This window comes from Mucilaginibacter humi, assembly GCF_013087555.1.
On the sequence record NZ_JABFCR010000022.1, the window covers coordinates 15,297 to 34,502 of the forward strand.

The window sequence follows — 19,206 nt, forward strand, 5'->3', positions numbered from 1 at the left end:
CAGTAACAATTAGCAGCATGAAAATCAAAGTTATTATTACCGGCGCTACCGGCATGGTAGGCGAAGGGGTGTTATTACACTGTTTGGCTAACGCAGATGTAGCGGAGGTATTAATTGTTAACCGTAAACATTACGACAGACAACACCCCAAGCTAAAGGAACTTTTGGTGCCAGACTTTATGGACCTTACAAAAGTAACCGATCAGCTAACCGGATATGATGCCTGCTTCTTTTGTGCCGGTGTAACTTCTGTTGGTAAGAAAGAGCCGGAGTATACGCACCTCACCTATGATATCACCCTAAACTTTGCTGAAACAGTTGCCGGGCTTAATCCGGATCTGGTGTTTACTTATGTATCGGGCAGCCATACCGATAGTACTGAGCAAAGATCAACCATGTGGGCGCGTGTTAAGGGCCGTACCGAGAATGCTTTATTTAAACTTCCATATAAAAGTGCTTACGCTTTCCGCCCCGGTATTATGAAGCCTGTGGATGGCCAGCAAAGTTTGAATGGTGTGTACAGATGGTTTATGTGGTTATATCCGGTGGTTAATTTCCTGTCGCCCAAATCTACGCTTACCCTGCATGAAGTTGGGCAGGCTATGATAAATTGTGTTGTTAAAGGATACCCTAAACAGGTATTGGAAATCGGGGATATTAGAGCGGCAGCTAAAGTTTAGTTATTATTTGGTTGCCGGTAATAATCATACGGCAAAACAAACTCACATTTTTGTGCGATCAGAAAATCCAGGATCTTGTTAAACTCTGCAATACGTGCGGCATCCCACATATTGGGATGGCCCTGTAACACCATATTATCTTTGTATTTGCCTTTATATTTCTGGTAATCGGCTATAAAATGATCGTAGTTAACCTGGCCGGTGGTTATTTCCATTTCTACCCGGTTATTGTAATTTTTCACCCCGGGATCTCATCGGTTTTAAAGCTGCCGAACAGGAATACTTTAATATCGCCCTGCTCTTTAATTACGCTGTTTGTAACCGAATCGCTGGCATTATAAGGCGACCCAAACGTACGCATGGTTACACCAAACAATTGCTTTACTCTTGCCTGCGCCTTGGCTAAATGCTCTTTTGGAAGTCGTAACCTGTGCCGTTAAACTCCATCTTATTATCGGGCGAATTTTTATTTGAATGGTCAAAGCCATGGTTCCAGATCTCGAATAGCTTTTCGCCTTTATCATTAGTCGTTATAAGATACTTATCATAAGCTATCCCGGCGGTCGAATCTAACTGGGCGGCAATTACTCCTAAACCCGCTTTAATTTTACGCTGAACCAGAATATCAATTACCGGCGCGGCGGAGCTGCGGCCATTACGGCTGCCCGGGTCGTCCAGTTTTATAATGATGCGGGGCTGGGCAATAGCACTGCCAATCGTTAGTATTAAAACCAGTGCGAGCGGGTATTTCATTTATTTCTTAGCAAAATTTGCCGCATCCGCATTAAGTTGGTCGACAGATAACTTTTCGCCGGCATTACCAATCACTATGCGATATTTAAACGTAACCGATTCGCCTTTTTTCAAGGTCAGGTTCTTCTCAGACTTACCATTGGTAAAGATCTTCTCGCCTAAAGGGTTTGCCGCGAATAAACCGTAACCCCTTGCATGCCAAAAAGTAGGATAATTAGGGTTCTGCGGATGATCTATAATGCCAATGCTTATTACGTCATTGCCCATTTTGCCGTATACCGGCACCAGTTACCACGAGTGCTCCGGGCGGCATCACCGGTTTTACCTGCGCTGGTTAGGTAGTTGCCATTAGCTAAAGGGTCGGTACCACCTTTTACCACGGTTACAATACCTTTATCGTCGGTAAATTTTTGATCTTCTTTGGTCGGCATTTGCAGCTCGTGCGCCAGGCGAAGACCCAGCATACCGTCCTTGGCATCGGTAAATTTGGCATCCATAACCGCTTTTAGGGTAGTTGTGCGGTCGATAACCCGCTGGTTACCTGTTCCGCTAAATTCAAAACGCGTGGTTTCTTCCAGTATAACTTCTTTGGCCTGGTTGGTCCAGTTGGCATGATAGGTAAGGCTCCCTGTCGTACCGTTTTTTGTTTCTAAAACCTTATCGGTACGGATCCAGCCGTACTGGCTTTTTTGGCTGCCGGGATGGCGTAGCTATTGTTCCAGAAATCAAGGCCGTTCAGGTTTTCATAATTGAACCATAAACCAATATGGTGCGGGTGATCTGTAGCATCGCCAACCCGTTTATCCAACGGGAAACTACGGGTAACAACCGTGCCATTAGCCGCATGCAAAGGATATAAAACAGGTTTTTCCAGCGTATCCGGGTATAAAAAACTGGTAAAGGGTTTTCCGCCTATCAGCACATCAACCTTTTTATCTTTTGCTGATTTTATCAGCGTTACCTGTTGTTGCTGCGCGATAGCTAAGGTTGATACCGCCGTCATCACGAGGGCTACTGTTATTTGTTTGATCTGGTTTATCATGGAAATTAGGAAGAGAAATGTTATTTCGACCGAGGAACGAGGGAGAAACCTATACACATGCATATCGCCGACTTATATATGTATAGATCTCTCCCGTTGGTCGGGATGACATTTGTAGTGATTAATATTTAAATACCTTGCCGCCAACCATCACTTCTGGGTAGCCTCATCAAAAGTGGCTTTCAGGCCTGTATGTGCCGCCGCGTTGGTCATTATCAATGCTATAGCATGGCTGTAGCCTGCTTCAACCGGGGCGTTAGGCTGTTTACGGCTGCGCACACATTCCATCCAGTTACGCACGTGGTTTGACGTTAACGCGTCGCCACCGGTATTAGCTGATGTAACTACTTTTTCGGTATTCTTCAGGCTTACTTCTGGCAACAGGTTTGCTTTCATACCCATAGCTTTTGCCATTTTTTCGGTAAGGCCGCCTTTCGGCGTTACTTTATTAGTTACCAGGTTTAGTTCTCCGCCGTTTGAGTAATATAATTCAGAAGGATCATCATCGCCGTTATGCATCCGCGATGCAAAGGTAACCGGAAACCTGAAGCCGGATCGTTTGCCGGCCCGTAATCAAAAGCAGCCGATATGGTGTCCCAGTTACGGCGGCCATCTTTCCACATATAAATGCCGCCATTAGCTGTTACACTGCGTGGATGTTTTAAACCGCTGAACCAGTGCACCGTATCGATCTGGTGGCTCATCCACTGACCGGGCAATCCTGATGAATAAGGCCAGAACAAGCGGAACTCCAAATATTTACGCGGGTCGAATGCTTCGTAAGGGCGGTTCATTAACCAACGCTTCCAATCGGTATCCGATTCTTTTAGCAGGGGTACTACATCCGGTCTGCGCCAGCGTCCCGGCTGGTTTACGTTCCAGGTTAGTTCAACCATAGTTATCGGCCCAAACTGGCCCGATTTTATAAACTCTTCGGCAGCATGGTAATTGGCACCGCTACGGCGCTGTGAACCAATCTGCACTATTTTACCGGTTTCCTTTACCGCTTTTAATGCAAAACGGGCGTCTTCCATAGTTTCGGCAAATGGCTTTTCACAGTACACATCGCAACCGGCACGCACGGCTTCGGCGCAATGGCGCGCGTGCTGGAAATCGGCTGTGCTCATAAACACCGCATCCACCGCTTTGGCACTATACATTTCTTCGTTATTGCGATAGGCTTTAACCGTGTTATCCATCTTTTTACTCCACGCAGCGGCACCCTCTTCACGGCGTTTGTTCCAGATATCTGATACAGCAACTACCTCAAAGTTTAGCTCTTTATAATGGTTCATGAAGCAAGGCATATGCGAGCTTTTATGGCGGTCAGAGAAGCCAACAACGCCAACCCGCACACGGTCGTTAGCGCCAATAATACGTTTATAGCTTTTGGCGCTGAAGCCGGTTTTGGCAAGCATTACACCGGCACCGGCAATTGATGCCTGCCTGATGAAGGTACGACGTGATTTTTCCATACGGATCAAATAATTTGGTAAAATTGGTTGTGCCCCGTATAACGGGGTGATTTTCAAATATCAATTAAATAACTTAAAAAAGGGTAGTTTATACTTAAAAGTTACGCATACGATTGCGTAAGCATTCTGTTATTTGGACACCCTTATTAATAACACACCATGCGGTGCAACTTTGCCACCTACTGTTGAGCCGGCTGCAACAATTGGCTGCTGGCTCCACACATTGCGGAACTTATGGTACCCGGCCAACGCAGGGTCGTTTTTAGCAAGCGATAGCGTTTGATATTTATCAGTTAAGTTAAACAAACCGATAGCTTTGCTTCCATCTTTTAACTCTTTAACCCATACTTGGTAATTATCGTTCTTGATATACTGGCGGGCGCTTTTGCCTAATGCATCCTGATTAATAGCTATAACTTCATCATTGGTAAGCAGGCTTAACGTAAACCTGTCCGGGTTGCCCATATCGCAACCGATTAATAGTGGCGATGCCAGCAAGCTCCATAAACTGATGTGCGTGTACTGCTCATCAAAAGTAAGACGGCTTGGGTGCAGGCTTGGTCCCCAGCCTACTTTACCTACAACCAGCATATCAGGGTCGTTAAAATGTCCGGGACCGGCAAGCGGTGCTGCTTTATCCTGGTTAAAGCCAATACCCGACATGCTGGCCCGGTATCTACTATATCGCCGGTTGTGCGCCAGCTGTTACCACCGGCTTCGGCACCCCAGTTCCACACATCGCCCATGCCATACTGGCAAAAGCTGTACAGGATGTCGCGGTTAGCTTTGTTAAGCGATGCACGCATTACCTGGTAAGGCTTTTTCATTTCGTCCAGGTTAGGGTTTCTTGGCGCGATCTGTCCGTACGAGCACCAATCATATTTTAAATAGTCGATACCCCATTCAGCATAGGTTAAGGCATCATCATCTTCATGCTGATAACTGCCTAAATAGCCCCCACACGTTTTCGGGCCGGGGATGAGTAGATACCCATGCGCAAGCCTAAGCTATGCACATAATCTGTAAGTCCTTTCATATCCGGGAATTTGCTATTAGCTTCAATCTTTCCGTCCGCATTACGGGCAGCCGCTTCCCAACCATCATCTATGTTGATATATCCCCAGCCATGGGCAGCTAAGCGCTCAGCCATTTCGCGGGCAGAGATCCGAACTTTTTCATCGTCTACGCTAAGGCCCCGGGCGTTCCAGCTGTTCCAGCCTAAAGCTGGGGTTAAGCCAATATTATTGCCAATAGCTAAAGTGAACTTTTTGGTATTGGTGCCAAATTTATTGCTTACTGTAAAGGTAAGCGGATAGTTGCCTGCTTTGGCTACCACGCCGGTTATGATCCCCGTTTTAGTATCTAATTTTAATCCGGCGGGTAAGCCTGTTGCTTTGTAAGTCAGTGGTGTTCTGCCTGTAGCTGGTATTAAATATAATACCGGGTGGCCCGGGCGCACACCAAATATATCTGCCCCATTTATGCGCGGCACCCTTGATACTGCCGGGGTTAATATGTATGGTGTAGTTTCTGTTTGTGATAATTCGACACCGGTTTTTTTATCTTTAAATGTATATTTTATAAGGTATGACTTTTTTTGCGGTGTCGAAAAAGCAACCCACCATACAAAAGGCTTACCGTTTGTAAAATGCGCTGTATCTGTTTTTTGGGTACTGATAATTTTGTTAGTTTCCGGGTCGGTAATAGTGAGGGATAGCGTGCCATTATATTGGAAATGGTTTTTTGAAACCAATTGTATGGACTTGCCTAATGAATTCTTGGTACCATAGCTAAAATCTTTACTGGTGTCAAACTGTGTACCTTCCATAATATCGCTCATGCGGATGTTATACTCGGACGCTAATCCATAAACACCCCCATCGCCGCCTGTATCATATACGCGTATGGCCAGTACATTATCTTTATCCCATTGTATAGCAGGGTTATTTGCCGAAATGGTGTAGCTGCGGTGGCCATACTTACTTTCTTTAATATTGCCGCCGCGGCTGCCGTATTTACCTATTAGTTTACCATTTAGATATACTTCATCGTTATCATCAATGCTGCCAAGGCTAATGATAATACTGTCTTTTAAATATGCTTTTTCTTTTATGGATGATGGTATAACCACATGCAGGCGATACCAGCCAAAACCATCGTAATTGGCATGGCCCCTGGCGTTCCCAAGGGCGGGTAATGTTTGCATTTTGCCAGCCTTTATCATCAAAGTTAGGTGCAGACCAGCCGGAATCATCGCCTATCGACATTTTCCAGCCTTTTACCAATGAAATGTTTTGCGCACCTGCCTTAAAGCATAAGGCAAGCAATACCAAAAAGATCAGGTTTTTCTTCATCATTTTATTATTTAAGAAATATTATAGTTGGTTATAAATCCGTTTTGACTAACGGCCGTTATACAAATAAAAGAAAAAATACGACAAGTATACACAACTAAGCTATTTCATGTTGCCTCATTTTGCATTATTAACCAAACCGTTAATTTAACTGCGAAATTAAACCCCCGCGTTGTTTCTTTCTCTAACACCCAGAATAGATCATTTTACTATATTTATCACAAGCCTTTTCTTTAACATGAAACTACACGTACTTTTTATCACGCTGTTTTTTTGCGCCGCTATTACAACAGCCTATTCGCAAACCCCTACAAATAAATTAAATGCCTGGCTGGATAACGAAGCCGGCGATATGGGCGGCCGCGCCATATTAATGGTTTATAAAGATGGCAAGGTGATATACAACCACTCGGTCAACAAAATGAACATGCGCCAAAAGCTGATGAACCGTATGATAGCCAAACGCCAGGGCAAAACAGCCGACCCGGATGATTATACCCCAGCATCCCGCGAAGCAATTGCCAGTTGCAGTAAATGGCTAAGTGCCGCATTGGTAATGACTTTTGTTGATGAGGGCAAATTAAAGTTAACGGATACTGTAGGTAAATTCTTACCTGCGCTTACGGCGGGTGGCAAGGGTAATATTACAATTGGCCAGTGCCTGTCGCACCAAACGGGTATTAAACCGTTGCCTTTAAAAGATGATCTGGAAGAAATGCGCAATACCAGCAATATGGATGAAGCCATGCAAAACATAGCTAAACTACCTATGGAGGGGCAGCCGGGCAAAGTGTTTCATTACAGCAACGTTGGGTTACAGATTGCCGGAGCAGTTATTGAAAAAATTGGCGGCAAAACATTCCAGGCCCTGTTTGCCGAACGGATAGCTAAACCCCTTGATATGCAAAACACTGATTGGGGCACGGCCAAAGTTGCCCTGCCCGCAGGCGGCGCTATCAGTACGCCGCAGGATTATCTTAACTTTTTAGTGATGATATTAAATAAAGGCACTTATAACGGCAAAAGGATACTAAGTGAAGCCTCCATAGCACAAATGCAGGTAAACCGCATTACCGCCGATGTTAAAGTAGCTTACTCGCCTGCCGAAGCCGGGAGCCTGGGTTATGGTTATGGCGAATGGGTGAGCAAAACTGATGATAACAAAGGCTGGCCCATCAGCAGCCCCGGCCTGTTTGGCAGCTTCCCATGGGTTGATTATAAGAATGGCTACGCCGCAATATTAATGACATTCTATATTAACAACCAAGGCCGCGGTGAGCGATATAAAGCGTTGAAAGGGTTGGTTGATGAGTTGGTGAAGTGATTTTTTTTTGCTGAGCATAGCCGAGAATCTTATAACGTGCTATGTAAAACGTATAAGATTCTTCGCTATGCTAAGAATGACACTTAATATGTACAACAATTACTGCGTAAACACCTCCTCTAACCAAGCCTTATGCGTAACCAATAAACGCTGCACAATTTCCGGGTGCTTATCAGCAACGTTAGCTTTTTCGGATGGGTCATCTTTCAGGTTTACCAGGAAATAGCCCTCAGGCGTTAACTCTGCTTTTGTTGATTCAAGCGGGTTATGTAATAGTTTCCAGTCGCCATCCAGCACCGACCATTGTGGGTTAGCGTTGCCGCCGCCGCTTTGCCAGTTAAATACCGGGTGATTGGTTTTTGCGTCGTTTGAGTTGATGATCGGCACTAAACTTACCCCATCAACCTTACGGGCCGGCATTTTTATATTGCAATAAGCCGCAAGCGTAGGGAACCAATCTACATTGGTTGATACCTGCGTACGCACCTGGTTTGCAGGGATATGTTTTTGCCAGCTGATGATAGCAGGCACACGCACGCCGCCTTCAAACAAACTAAATTTAGACCCGCGGTAGTCGCCGGCCGAGCCGCCGCCTCCAAAGGTGCGGTCCTCGCGCGAAAAACCCTGGTCAGACTGGAAAACGATGATGGTGTTTTCCCTCAACCCTAATTGATCCAGTTTCTTTAGCAGGTCGCCAATGTTCTCATCCATAGTTGAGATACTGGCAGCATATTTATCGCGTGGCGATGGCAGGTTTTTATAATAGTCCAGCCATTTCTTTTTGCCCTGTAACGGGTAGTGTGGGTTGTTGATGGCCCAATACATAAAGAAAGGCTTATCCCTATTCTCGGCCATAAATTTGCCGGCCTCATCTACCATCATATCCGGGAAGAATTTACCGGCTTCCTGTATTTCTACGCCGTTTCTCCAAAGGTCGTGGCGGTTTGGGCCATCCCAATAGAAAAAATGCGAATAGTTATCAATACATCCCCCATAAACCCGAACGAGTACTCAAAACCCTGCGCGTTTGGCTCGGTATCTTTGTTATAGCCTATGTGCCATTTGCCGATATGCGCGGTTTTATAGCCGGCATCTTTAAACAGTTCGCCCGGGGTGTATTGCGAGCCTGACATCCCTGCAACCCCTTCTTTTGATGGCCCCATCAAAGGTAAACCTGCACGTTGCGGATACCGACCTGTTAACAGCGCTGCCCTTGATGGCGAGCATATCGGCGAAGCCGAATAAAAATTTGTAAACCTAACGCCGCTTCGTGCCAACCCATCCATATTGGGTGTCACCAGGTCCTTTGATCCGTAGATGTTCATATCGGCATATCCCTGATCATCAGTATAAATAATGATAACGTTAGGTCGTTTTGGCGCCTGCGGTTTCGGACTATAACCTAAACAGCAAATACCAATGGCCGCAATAAGGGTAACGGGCAGTAAATTTTTCTTCATAACAGGTTTTTATATACAGGATATATAAATGTTGTGGCTAATCTACTAATATACCAGTAATATCAGGCGGGGTTTTGCCTAAAGATATTACTTAGCTGCTCATAAAGCTCGGGGTGTTTCTCTTTAAACTGGGCGGGTTTCTCAAAAAGTATTCGGATGCTACGGCCGGGGAACTCGGCTTCGTTTGTGGTGGCGTAAGGATTAATGTCAGAGTGCCCCTGGTTAATGCGGTGCATTTCTTTATGCATCAGGCTTAGCCAGGGGGTGGCGTAATCGTGTTCCATTAATTGTTCGGGCACGCCGTCGGTAGCGCCGTCTGATTTATCAACCCGGTGCACAAACTCATGGATGGCAGTATTCTCTTTACCCGACATTGGCGAGAACCCTTTAAGCAGGGCCGGCCGCGACAGGATCATCTGCCCGTTCATATAACCTGTACCTACCATCCCCTGGATATTGCGGCTATTGCCTTCAAACTGGTATTCATGGTCGAACGTATCCGGATATAATATTACATTGGTTAGCAGATCGCGGTATTTCCAGTCGCCCAAACCAAATACCGGTATTACCGCGCTTGATGAGATCAGCACCCGGTCAACATCTGTGATCTCTGTTCCCACCCCTTCTATATTCACCGTTTGAAGGAACACCGCTACCTGCGATTCGAACCTGCGCTTGTCAGCATTGCTTAACCGGTGGTAGTAATCTACCCGGCTGTCTAACAGCTTGCGCAGCGGTTTATCAAGCTTTTGGAAACTCACAGGTACAGTGTTAGTCTTTTTACGGAAAATGATAAAAGCCAATAAGGCAATAATAGGGATAACGATGGCGAAATAGATAAGCATGTTTTAATGTTTTGTTTAGTCTTTCTGGTACACTAAAAAGTGCTGTATCGGCATAAATTCGCCGTCTTGCTTTAAATGAAAGCCGTTGGCGCTCAATTCTTTATTTAATTGGGTAATGGTGGTTTTATGCAGGGGCTTGATCTCAACTGCCGGGTCCTCACCCCTGTATTCTAACAGCAATAGCTTACCACGTGGTTTTAACGATCGCTTTATAGCCCGCAGCATTTCATGCGGGTAAGACAACTCATGATATACATCAACCATTATAGCCAGGTCTATGGCGTTATCCGGCAGGTTGGGCGATTCTTCGCCGCCTTTCACTACTATAACATTGTTTAAGTTTAGCTGCTTACTGCGTTGCTGTAAATAGTTAATGGCCGACTGCTGTATCTCTACCGCGTAAACTTTGCCCTGCGGTACTTTGGCAGCTATGGGGAAGGTATAATAACCGGTGCCGGCGCCAATATCGGCAACTACGCTGCTGGCGGTTATGGGCAGTTTAGCTATTGCTTTTTCGTGTTTTCCTCCTGTTCGCGGGTGTTACGTTCCAGCCGGGCGGCACCTTCAAAACCCATTACGTGGGCAATTTCGCGGCCCTTGTAATATTTACCGGTGCCATCGGGCGTGGCGGTTTTGTAGGTGTAGATGGAATCTGCCGGGCGCTGCTGCGCATGCAGATCGGTGCAGCAAACAGACATCACAAAAAGCAACAGTAAGTTAAAATAACGCATAGTATTAAAAGGCTATTTTGGGCAATTTGTTTTGTTTAACAAAATAGTGAGCAGATGAAATAAATAAGGCGCCCATCATCTAAATTTCCGATTATCCTTCCACAATATAGCAAGTATGTTTGTCGGGATAAATAAATATCTTTAAAAATCACTTCCGAACCAATTATGAGAAAGCCAATATTATTGATCATCGCGTTAGCATTGTTTACCTCGTTCGCGCCGCATAAAGAATTAAAATGGATGGCCATTGGCGATTCAATAACTTTCCATAACGGCAGGACCGAATATACTAAGGGCCGCTTAACCAAAGGCTATATGGATGATGTGGTTGGACAATTACCCTACGTACATTTCGCCAACCATGGCCATCCCGGCTGGACCGCCAAAGGTATTGCGGAGAATTTCGATCATCTCGGCATTGAAAAGGCTGATATCTACTCGGTGTTTTTAGGGACGAATGACTGGTGGGTAGGCTTCCCGATAGGAACTGTTGCCGACTATGATAACAACACCGGCGCGGGTACGGTTTATGGCGCGTATCGCATTATTATTGATAAGATCAGGGCGCAAAACAGCAATGCTGCTATCATCCTGCTAACGCCGATGCAGCGTACAGATTATGTGGATATCAATAACCAGGCAAGCATTATACACGGTGCTTACAAAGATAATAATGACGGTGTTAAGCTATCGGCTTATGCCGACGCGATTAAAAACATCGCCAGGCTTCAAAAACTTAAACTGGCCGATCTTTATTATAAAAGCGGCATGACCATAAAAAACGCCGTTAACTTTAAACGCTTAAAGGACCCGGCTACCGGCGAGTATAAAAATTATAAATATCCCGATTATATCGGTATCCCCTTCGACCCAAAAACAGACGAATATCCGTACCCTGTTGAAGCCATGAACATGACCTATGACGGGCTTCATCCAACAGACAAGGGCCATGCTATAATAGCTAAGATGCTGGTTAAAATAATAAAGCGGTATTAATATAGAATTGTTACAACCCGGCTTGAAAAGGTCGTCATAGCTCGACAGAAAACTTCTATATTTACGCTAACCATTATATCCCTCATGAAAAAATTATTTACACTTATCCTGCTTATTATAAGCCCGGGCAGCGCTTTCGCCCAAACATTTACTAACCCGGTGTTACCCTCAGGGCCCGATCCCCGGAATATTTATAAGGATGGCTATTATTATTATACCAACTCCACCGGCAGCAACCTAACCATCTGGAAAACCAAAGACCTGACCGAGTTGAGATCCGCGGAGAAAAAGTGATATGGCGACCGCCGGCAGGCACCATGCACTCAAAAGAGTTATGGGCGCCCGAGCTGCATTTCCTGAACGGCAAATGGTATATGTACTTTGCTGCCGATGATGGCAAGAATGATAATCACCGCATGTACGTGGTTGAAAACCCATCGGCCGACCCATTACAGGGCGAATGGACCTTTAAGGGACAGGTTGGCGACGAAACCAATAAGTGGGCCATTGATGCTACCATATTTGAGAATAAGGGTAAAATGTATATGCTTTGGTCAGGCTGGGAAGGCGATAACAATAGGATGCAAAATATCTACATCGCCCAAATGAGTAACCCGTGGACCATCAGCAGCAAACGCGTAAAACTATCAAGCCCGACCTATAAATGGGAAAGCAACAGCGGCATAGGTGTACTGGTAAACGAAGGCCCCGAGATATTAAAACATGGCAATAAACTATTCCTGATCTATTCGGCCAGCGGCTGCTGGACAGATTTTTATGCCCTTGGGATGTTAACCGCATCGGCAAATGCCGATCTGCTGGATTCTTTATCCGGAAGAAATCGCCCGAGCCTGTATTCTCTCAAAACCCGGAGAATAAGATCTATGCTCCCGGCCATAATTCGTTTTTAAATCGCCGGATGGCAGTGAAGACTGGATCCTGTATCATGCCAATACCAATCCCGGCGATGGCTGCGGTAATAAACGTGCGCCGCGTGCCCAAAAATTTACCGGAATAAAGACGGGACCCCAAATTTTGGCGTACCGTTAAAAGATGGTGTTGAACTTAAAAAACCGTCGGGAACTAAATAATGGGCATGTTGAAGCGGGTAATGATGGCATTGCTACTGAATTTAATTTTCAGTGTGCTATTGTTTGGTCAAAACACCCTTACTCAATGCAAGGCAACGCTCACCGGCGATACGCTGGTTTTAGAGAACAACATTATTAAACGCGTTTACAATTGGAACAACGGCAACCTGAAAAGCTACTCGCTAACAGATAAACGTACCGGTTATTCATGGAAACTGGCTGGTAAAACTCCCGATCAATTATTTCCCGGCGCGGGTAATGCCAGTAATGGAAAACTAACTGTTACGCAGGTAAACGCCACACCAATAAGTGTTGCTTTTTTAAAAGCCGAAGTTGAAGTTAAACTTGGCGCACTCGAGGTAAAAAAGGCATTCAGGATTTACCCGGACTGCCCCGCCATAGCCTGCGATTATTATTTAAAGGGCAACCTGAAAGCGCAGTGGACAGGCGCAACAGCCAGCAAAGGCGATCTGAAAAATATCGAAACAAATATTAGTGCCGCTGTGCCGACGGGAGTTAGTATAATGGAAACGCTGGCGCTACCGGGTAAACATTGGAACATAAAAACCACCCAGTTTTTTGACATCACCGACCAAAACAACACGCTGGTACAGGAGCATGAGCAGCTACTATACCGATCAGAGAGCCGCATTGCCGGCAATGTTCTGTTTGCCGAAGAAACCGGCGGTACTCATGGCATTTTTATTTTAAAAGAGGCACCGTCCTCTGATGTGCAACTGGCGTATCCGGGTGCCGATTTTTTGGTGCAGATAGGCAAAGTACAGGCGATAGGTGTTGGTGTTAACCCTGCCGACTTATCGCCTGATAAATGGACACGCTGCTATGGTTTTGTTACCGGTGTAACCACAGGTGACAGGTTAGGTCAGTTAAGCGCCCTACGCAACTACCAGCAACAGGTACGGCTGCATCAGTCTGGCCGTGATGATATGGTAATGATGAACACCAGGGCGACCGCAACCAGGACAAACATATTGGCGAAACATTTACCATAAATGAACTGGAAGCCGCCCATCGTTTGGGTATTACGCACTTCCAGATTGATGATGGCTGGCAGTCGGGGCGTTCGGCAAACTCGGCGTTTGCGGGCGGCACCTTAACCAAGATTTGGGACAACCCAAACTATTGGAAACCCGACCCGGTAAAATTTCCGCATGGCTTGGGTGTGGTGGTACAGCGTGGCAAGGCATTAGGTATTAACGTGTGTTTATGGTTCAATCCAAGTAAAGACGATAGCTACGCCCATTGGCAAAATGATGCGGAGGCATTGATCAGCCTTTATAAAAACTATGGCATCAATACCTTCAAGATAGACGGGGTACAGGTAACCGACAAAAAGGCGAAGTGAACCTGCGCAAAATGTTTGATACCGTAATGCTGGTTACCAATAACCAGGCTGTTTTTAATTTAGACGTTACCGCGGGGCGCCGTTATGGCTATCATTATTTTAATACTTATGGCAACATATTTTTAGAGAACCGCTATACCGACTGGAGCAACTACTACCCGCACTGGACGTTACGTAACCTCTGGATGCTATCGGCCTATGTGCCGCCGCAAAACTTACAGATAGAGTTTTTAAACAACTACCGCAAAGCGGATAAGTATGATAAGGCCGATCAATTCGCGCCATCCAAAGTATCTATGGAGTATGAGTTTGCCCTAACTATGATGGCACAACCATTGGCCGGATGGAGGCGACCGGCTTACCTGAAAAAGCATTTACCATTGCGCCGGTGATTAAGAAATATCAACAAATGCAATCGGATATCCACGCCGGGCAGATCTTTCCAATCGGCGACCAGCCATCAGGCACTTCATGGACGGGGTTTCAGTCCATTAAAAATGACGAGGGATATCTACTGATCATTCGCGAACTGAATAAAGAAAACAGCGCTACCATCCAAACCTTTTTACCAGCGGGTAAGAAGGTTAGCTTTAAAAAGGTATTAGGCCGGGGGCTGATAAATTGGTAGTGGTTAAATCGCATGGCGATGTTAGCTTTAGCCTGCCACAACCAAACTCATACGTGCTTTATAAATATAAAGTGATTTAATAATTAATATGAAGAAGGATCTGCTCAAACTGTCGGTACTTATTTTACTGGCTACATCGCTCCGGGTTGCTAATGCGCAGGGCAAAAAGCCTGCGGATACTTATATGCTTACCTATTTCCGTCAGCGTTACCCAACACGGATAGAGATAGACGCGGCAACCGGCAAAACCATTGAGGTACCTTTACCCAACCCCATGCTGATTGCCAAGCTCCATATCGCGCTATCAACCGACGGCCGGCATTGGACACCGATAAATGATAACAACCCTATTTGGGAGCAAAACATCCGCGATCCGTTTATCCACCGCGGCGCCGACGGCATTTGGCGACTGGTGGCAACAGGCGGCGGGCGTGCGGCCCCTGACCGCAGGCAGTTTGGCCCGAGCTGTTTATACGCTACCTCGAAAGATTTGATCCATTGGCAGTTGGACAGTTATCTGCCGTTAATGAAGGATGTAAAAGACGAGAACGGTAATATGGTACGAAATATATGGGCGCCCGAGTTCTTTTATGATGAAGCGACAAAGGAGTACACGCTGTTTTGGTCGTCGACATTTGAGGATGCAGGCTGGAAGAAGAGCCGCCTTTGGTACTGCAAAACAACCGACTGGAAAACCTTCACCCCTGCCAAAGTACTGTTTGCTCCGGGCTATTCTGTAATAGACGGCACCTTGACCAAGCACAACGGCACCTACTACGGTGCATAAAGAAGAAGAATTTAGCCCCGCTACCGGCGAACGCCGCGGCATCCGCGTAGCCACCTCAAAAAATATCGAGGGCCCCTATACAGTTTATGACGGGCCACTAAATAAGGGCCAGATAGCTCCGACTATTACCGAGGGCCCAAGCGTTATGGCCGACCCCATGAAACCTAAAGGCTGGTTGCTCTATTACGACTTCCCGATGGCCGACCATTATGGCATCTCATCGTCGCCCGACCTGTTTCACTGGACCATCGAGCAGGATATCAGCATACCACCCGATGCAAGGCATGGCAGCTTGTCGAAGATCACAGCCGAAGAGGCAAAGACTTTGAGGGAGGCCTATCCGAATACCAAATAACGGTGTTTGTTTCACGCGTGGGTGAAACAGATGAAACACGTGAAACAAGATTTATGGGTAAGAAATTGATAATAAGTGTTTTACAAAAAATTTAATCGTTTAAACACGCAGTTTGCCTTTGACTCAGCACAACGCATATTATATGGACCGAGCCTATGGCTCTTAATATCTTCTTTTATTTTCTACGGGTTCAACTGTAGCTACAATATTGGCCGGGGCTATGCCTCTTTTTGTAATTTTCAACTTCTGGCAATTATGGCTTATTGCTCCTACACAAAAGTAAAGCCCCTGATGGGCAGGGGCCTTTACTTAACCAATTATAAACCAAATTATGAGAGAGAGAGATTTTTATTGAGGCGTGAGAACGGATTCGAACCGTTGTAAAGAGTTTTGCAGACCCTCACCTAACCACTCGGCCACTCCGCCTTATTTTCATAGTGTATGCTTGATAGTTTTTGTAATATTTGATGATAAAATTGTTCGCCGGCTTTTTTAAAGCCGGCATTAGCCTCATTGCCCGGGTAGATCATATGTCCTTCATGATAATAATCAACCGAAATATTTTGCTTTGCTTTTTGTGATAATCCTAAATGATTAATAGCATAGTTGATAGTAGCAACAGGTGTGGCCAGGTCATACAAACCACTGCTTACTTTTACCCTCAAATCGGGGTTGTTTAATAGCACCTGTTTAAGTGTTGCTGAAATATCAAGGTAGCCATCAGCTGCTTCCGGCCCGTAGTTCCAATCGCCCATAGCTGTTGTAGCCAGGTAAGGCAGGTGGTTTTCATAACCTAATTCAGCATCTACATATTTTTGGAATGCTTTGGTAAAAACACTGCGTATAGCCAACTCGCTCGGGTCACCTGAATTAGTTTGCCCGACAGCACGACTATCAAATGTGCCGGTAACTTTATTATCCAACAACTCTTTGGTAAACTGGCTGTCGGTTATACGGCCATTGGTTCGCTTTAGTAGTGCCTTATTCAATCCAGTAAAGTAGCTAAGCGTATCTACCAGGTCAGCCGATATTGATTTCCCACTTTTTAAAAACTTTGCATACGTACCGTTACTAAACGCAGCCACTTTTACTATTAGTTGTGCAGGCGTTTGCTTTTGCAATTCAGGCGACAGGCGGCGGTGATACTGCGCGGCCAAAGCATAAGTTGGTAAATAATAACTAAACGGTTTATCATTACCCTTGCGGAAACTCACCAACCGGTAATTAAGTGCCGGCGATATTAAGTTTAAACCCGCCAGTTTAATTTGCAGGCTATCCTGCAAATAAGCTGTCAGGCCTATGGCCCTGACAGCGCCATAACTTTCGCCGGTTAAAAATTTAGGGCTTGCTTCGCGATGATTGGCCGCAAGATAAGTCTTTATAAATTGGGCGATGCTGTGGATATCCCCGCGGTAGCCATGGAAGCGGCGTGCATCTACGCCTTCTGCGGCCTGACTGTAACCTGTACCTACCGGATCAATAAAAACCAAATCGGTAAAATCCAGCCATGAATTAGGGTTAGTAGTATAACCCTTATTATCTGCCCGCACCGGGCCAAAAGCGCCCATATGTAACCATATAGCCGCCGAGCCCGGTCCGCCATTAAAAACAAAGGTTATGGGGCGTTGAGTAATATTACTATTTATATTATATGCAGTGTAAAAAATGTTGGCTAATGGTTGATCTTTTTGATCCTTAATAGTTAGATATCCGGTTGATGACTGATAAGCCAGCTCCTTACCGTCTATTTTTAAATGGTGCCGGCCTACTGCCAGTATATAAGCAGCATCACCGGCTGATGCGCGGTAAGCTGCATGCTTTGGAGCCCAACGCAATGAGCTGAACAATAAAACAGCAGTACCGGCAATGAGCAGGATACTAATAAAACGGAAACGATAAACGAAGGATGGTACTAAGCGAAACATGGAATGATATCAAATAATTTAAAATGTGAATTTTTGTGTGTGCAGCGAATTAACAGCAGCAACACATGACCCCTTGAGAAAGAGGCATTCGCATAAAAAATTGATTTTTGATATCTTTTAACATATAAATAACCCGCCTGCCGGTAGCAGACAGGACAAAAATAAATAAAGATTTCATGTTTCCAAATTAATTCTATAAAATAGATAGAATTTATATACTATAATTTGTAAACCTACTTTACCAGGTATTTAAATACTTTTTTAGCCTATACAAGATCTGACATAAAAAAGGGGCGGTAGAAAATTCAGCCGCCCCTTTTTTAATAATTTGATGTTATTACCACCAACGCGAGTTATTAAGCTCTTCGTCTTTTTTAGGTGGCGTAGCAGCGGCCAATGTTGGTTTGGCAACAGGCAATTGCGCTTCAATTTTTTTCTTCTTTAGGTGCTGCAGCGGCTACAAGGGGTTTAGGTTCTGCCTTAAGCTCCTGTTTGCTAACTGCGGCTACAAGTCGAGTTCAACCTTTTGTTCTGTAACAATAGTTGCAGCACTTATTTTAGTAAGGGTTGAAAGTTCGTTATGCAATTTAGTAGTCAGGTAATCGTCAGTGCTGAATTTAGTTTTGTTCCACTGCTCGGTTAGTGCTTCTATATCCTCGCCAACAGTAATATAACCGTTAATCACAGCTCCCGGTTCGATATTTACCTTAGCCGATTGAATGTTGCCCCTAACTACTGCGGTTGCTTTAATATCCAGCAAATCAAGTGATAAAATATCACCGTTTACCGTACCTGTAACCAGGCAGGTTTTTGAAGTGATGTTACCCTTAAGTATGCCATGCAAGTCAATAACAACCTTTTCGGCACAAAACAAGTTGCCGGTAAGCTTCTCATCAATATAATAAACTCGTCCGAAAAGTAATCATTACCATCTGACCTGTACTCGGCACCCCCATAACCTTTGTTTGGACCCAGCGACGCTATGGCGCTATGGGTGCGTGGGGAATTGCTGCTGCTAACCCTAGTCGGTAGGTACAGGTTACAGTCGAGGCGCAGAGAATAGATCTACCGCCTCTGCTACCGCTGGCAGATCCAACCTCCACAGCATCGCAAAGACATCTTGCGGCAATATCTTGAAGCAAGCCTAAATACGGCCGACGAGATATGGCGCTAATCGAAAGCCTCGTACGACGCTATTGCACAGAATAGCCTACTAATAGTATTCGCTTATCGCCGATACCGTTGTGGGGTAATGATGAAACCGTTTGAACGTACATTTACCAACTTATGCTTTGGCCGCGTATCTGCCTGTAATTTGCAAAAGCAAACATATATATGGCAACAAAAGTGGCTGTAACAATAAGTTTTAAGTGAAATCAATATCGGCTGACCTG

General features: G+C 45.3%; 27 protein-coding genes, 1 tRNA gene and 1 pseudogene. 12 read left to right on the forward strand and 17 right to left on the reverse strand.

Features of this window, described 5'->3' with window-relative positions; all coding sequences use genetic code 11:
• The first annotated feature begins 17 nt into the window (after positions 1–17).
• Entirely contained in the window at positions 18–680 is a 663-nt protein-coding gene (locus tag HK413_RS06210) for an NAD-dependent epimerase/dehydratase family protein (protein ID WP_175269539.1), read from the forward strand.
• On the opposite strand, the gene HK413_RS06215 is transcribed toward HK413_RS06210, so the two are convergent.
• The 9 genes and pseudogenes from HK413_RS06215 to HK413_RS19455 all read right to left on the reverse strand — a co-directional run bounded on the left by HK413_RS06215 (position 677) and on the right by HK413_RS19455 (position 6,156).
• On the reverse strand, positions 677–922 hold the full coding sequence (locus tag HK413_RS06215) for a polysaccharide deacetylase family protein (protein ID WP_175269540.1): 246 nt from the start codon (positions 920–922) through the stop codon (positions 677–679). The two genes, HK413_RS06210 and HK413_RS06215, sit on opposite strands and share 4 nt — an antisense overlap.
• On the reverse strand, positions 919–1,056 hold the full coding sequence (locus HK413_RS06220; RefSeq protein ID WP_175269541.1) for a hypothetical protein: 138 nt from the start codon (positions 1,054–1,056) through the stop codon (positions 919–921). Before HK413_RS06220 ends, HK413_RS06215 begins: the two co-directional genes overlap by 4 nt.
• Positions 1,057–1,082: 26 nt before the next feature.
• On the reverse strand, positions 1,083–1,433 hold the full coding sequence (locus HK413_RS06225; RefSeq protein WP_175269542.1) for a polysaccharide deacetylase family protein: 351 nt from the start codon (positions 1,431–1,433) through the stop codon (positions 1,083–1,085).
• Positions 1,434–2,538 (reverse strand): annotated as a pseudogene (locus HK413_RS22045) (DUF6807 domain-containing protein).
• Positions 2,539–2,625: 87 nt separating this feature from the next.
• Positions 2,626–2,994: a hypothetical protein gene (locus HK413_RS17075; RefSeq protein WP_246229925.1), complete on the reverse strand. Its 369-nt coding sequence runs from the start codon at positions 2,992–2,994 to the stop codon at positions 2,626–2,628.
• A complete protein-coding gene (locus HK413_RS06235) occupies positions 2,937–3,950 on the reverse strand; it encodes a Gfo/Idh/MocA family protein (protein WP_246229927.1) in 1,014 nt (337 codons plus the stop codon). The genes HK413_RS17075 and HK413_RS06235 overlap by 58 nt, the downstream gene beginning before the upstream one ends.
• 129 nt (positions 3,951–4,079) lie before the next feature.
• A complete protein-coding gene (locus HK413_RS19445) occupies positions 4,080–4,613 on the reverse strand; it encodes a hypothetical protein (protein ID WP_175269543.1) in 534 nt (177 codons plus the stop codon).
• The gene (locus tag HK413_RS19450) at positions 4,529–4,930 is read right to left on the reverse strand and encodes an alpha-amylase family protein (RefSeq protein ID WP_175269550.1); all 402 of its coding nucleotides are present in this window, start codon (positions 4,928–4,930) and stop codon (positions 4,529–4,531) included. The genes HK413_RS19445 and HK413_RS19450 overlap by 85 nt, the downstream gene beginning before the upstream one ends.
• Positions 4,897–6,156: a putative Ig domain-containing protein gene (locus HK413_RS19455; RefSeq protein ID WP_175269544.1), complete on the reverse strand. Its 1,260-nt coding sequence runs from the start codon at positions 6,154–6,156 to the stop codon at positions 4,897–4,899. The genes HK413_RS19450 and HK413_RS19455 overlap by 34 nt, the downstream gene beginning before the upstream one ends.
• Here HK413_RS19455 and HK413_RS06255 point away from each other — a divergent pair.
• On the forward strand, positions 6,147–6,341 hold the full coding sequence (locus HK413_RS06255; protein WP_175269545.1) for a hypothetical protein: 195 nt from the start codon (positions 6,147–6,149) through the stop codon (positions 6,339–6,341). The genes HK413_RS19455 and HK413_RS06255 overlap by 10 nt on opposite strands.
• Positions 6,342–6,542: 201 nt before the next feature.
• Positions 6,543–7,628, forward strand: coding sequence for a serine hydrolase domain-containing protein (locus HK413_RS06260; RefSeq protein ID WP_175269546.1), 1,086 nt, complete (start codon positions 6,543–6,545; stop codon positions 7,626–7,628).
• Positions 7,629–7,727: 99 nt separating this feature from the next.
• Here HK413_RS06260 and HK413_RS14930 read toward each other — a convergent pair whose 3' ends face one another.
• The 5 genes from HK413_RS14930 to HK413_RS14940 all read right to left on the reverse strand — a co-directional run bounded on the left by HK413_RS14930 (position 7,728) and on the right by HK413_RS14940 (position 10,664).
• Positions 7,728–8,612: a sulfatase family protein gene (locus tag HK413_RS14930; protein ID WP_317169339.1), complete on the reverse strand. Its 885-nt coding sequence runs from the start codon at positions 8,610–8,612 to the stop codon at positions 7,728–7,730.
• Entirely contained in the window at positions 8,543–9,088 is a 546-nt protein-coding gene (locus tag HK413_RS19460; RefSeq protein WP_217452100.1) for a sulfatase-like hydrolase/transferase, read from the reverse strand. Before HK413_RS19460 ends, HK413_RS14930 begins: the two co-directional genes overlap by 70 nt.
• 62 nt (positions 9,089–9,150) lie before the next feature.
• Positions 9,151–9,933 (reverse strand): M90 family metallopeptidase, encoded by a 783-nt coding sequence (locus HK413_RS06270; protein ID WP_175269547.1) that lies wholly within the window; start codon positions 9,931–9,933, stop codon positions 9,151–9,153.
• 15 nt (positions 9,934–9,948) lie between these two features.
• On the reverse strand, positions 9,949–10,440 hold the full coding sequence (locus HK413_RS06275) for a class I SAM-dependent methyltransferase (protein ID WP_317169340.1): 492 nt from the start codon (positions 10,438–10,440) through the stop codon (positions 9,949–9,951).
• On the reverse strand, positions 10,437–10,664 hold the full coding sequence (locus tag HK413_RS14940; protein ID WP_217452101.1) for a hypothetical protein: 228 nt from the start codon (positions 10,662–10,664) through the stop codon (positions 10,437–10,439). Before HK413_RS14940 ends, HK413_RS06275 begins: the two co-directional genes overlap by 4 nt.
• 165 nt (positions 10,665–10,829) lie before the next feature.
• Between HK413_RS14940 and HK413_RS06280 the strand changes: the two genes are divergently transcribed.
• The 9 genes from HK413_RS06280 to HK413_RS17105 all read left to right on the forward strand — a co-directional run bounded on the left by HK413_RS06280 (position 10,830) and on the right by HK413_RS17105 (position 15,887).
• Positions 10,830–11,660 carry an SGNH/GDSL hydrolase family protein gene (locus HK413_RS06280; RefSeq protein ID WP_175269548.1) on the forward strand — a complete coding sequence of 277 codons (831 nt, stop codon included), beginning with the start codon at positions 10,830–10,832 and terminating at the stop codon, positions 11,658–11,660.
• Between the two features lie 84 nt (positions 11,661–11,744).
• A complete protein-coding gene (locus HK413_RS17090; protein WP_246229929.1) occupies positions 11,745–11,954 on the forward strand; it encodes a hypothetical protein in 210 nt (69 codons plus the stop codon).
• Positions 11,955–11,977: 23 nt separating this feature from the next.
• Complete coding sequence (locus HK413_RS17095) at positions 11,978–12,571, forward strand: glycoside hydrolase family 43 protein (RefSeq protein WP_246229931.1); 594 nt, start codon at positions 11,978–11,980, stop codon at positions 12,569–12,571.
• Positions 12,572–12,750: 179 nt separating this feature from the next.
• Positions 12,751–13,764 (forward strand): hypothetical protein, encoded by a 1,014-nt coding sequence (locus tag HK413_RS14945; RefSeq protein ID WP_217452102.1) that lies wholly within the window; start codon positions 12,751–12,753, stop codon positions 13,762–13,764.
• Positions 13,765–13,787: 23 nt separating this feature from the next.
• Positions 13,788–14,117 carry an alpha-galactosidase gene (locus tag HK413_RS14950; protein WP_217452103.1) on the forward strand — a complete coding sequence of 110 codons (330 nt, stop codon included), beginning with the start codon at positions 13,788–13,790 and terminating at the stop codon, positions 14,115–14,117.
• Complete coding sequence (locus tag HK413_RS14955; RefSeq protein ID WP_217452104.1) at positions 14,114–14,509, forward strand: hypothetical protein; 396 nt, start codon at positions 14,114–14,116, stop codon at positions 14,507–14,509. The genes HK413_RS14950 and HK413_RS14955 overlap by 4 nt, the downstream gene beginning before the upstream one ends.
• A complete protein-coding gene (locus tag HK413_RS14960; RefSeq protein ID WP_217452105.1) occupies positions 14,506–14,745 on the forward strand; it encodes a hypothetical protein in 240 nt (79 codons plus the stop codon). The genes HK413_RS14955 and HK413_RS14960 overlap by 4 nt, the downstream gene beginning before the upstream one ends.
• An 88-nt stretch (positions 14,746–14,833) precedes the next feature.
• Positions 14,834–15,532, forward strand: a complete 699-nt coding sequence (locus HK413_RS17100; protein WP_246229933.1) for a glycoside hydrolase family protein — start codon at positions 14,834–14,836, stop codon at positions 15,530–15,532.
• Positions 15,525–15,887: a glycoside hydrolase family protein gene (locus HK413_RS17105; protein ID WP_246229935.1), complete on the forward strand. Its 363-nt coding sequence runs from the start codon at positions 15,525–15,527 to the stop codon at positions 15,885–15,887. Before HK413_RS17100 ends, HK413_RS17105 begins: the two co-directional genes overlap by 8 nt.
• A 354-nt stretch (positions 15,888–16,241) precedes the next feature.
• Here the strand turns inward: HK413_RS17105 and HK413_RS06300 are convergent.
• The 3 genes from HK413_RS06300 to HK413_RS06310 all read right to left on the reverse strand — a co-directional run bounded on the left by HK413_RS06300 (position 16,242) and on the right by HK413_RS06310 (position 18,710).
• Positions 16,242–16,313, reverse strand: a tRNA-Cys gene (locus HK413_RS06300).
• Positions 16,292–17,812 (reverse strand): S10 family peptidase, encoded by a 1,521-nt coding sequence (locus tag HK413_RS06305; protein ID WP_175269549.1) that lies wholly within the window; start codon positions 17,810–17,812, stop codon positions 16,292–16,294. Before HK413_RS06305 ends, HK413_RS06300 begins: the two co-directional genes overlap by 22 nt.
• A gap of 505 nt (positions 17,813–18,317) precedes the next feature.
• Positions 18,318–18,710, reverse strand: a complete 393-nt coding sequence (locus HK413_RS06310) for a bactofilin family protein (RefSeq protein ID WP_317169341.1) — start codon at positions 18,708–18,710, stop codon at positions 18,318–18,320.
• Positions 18,711–19,206 lie beyond the last annotated feature (496 nt).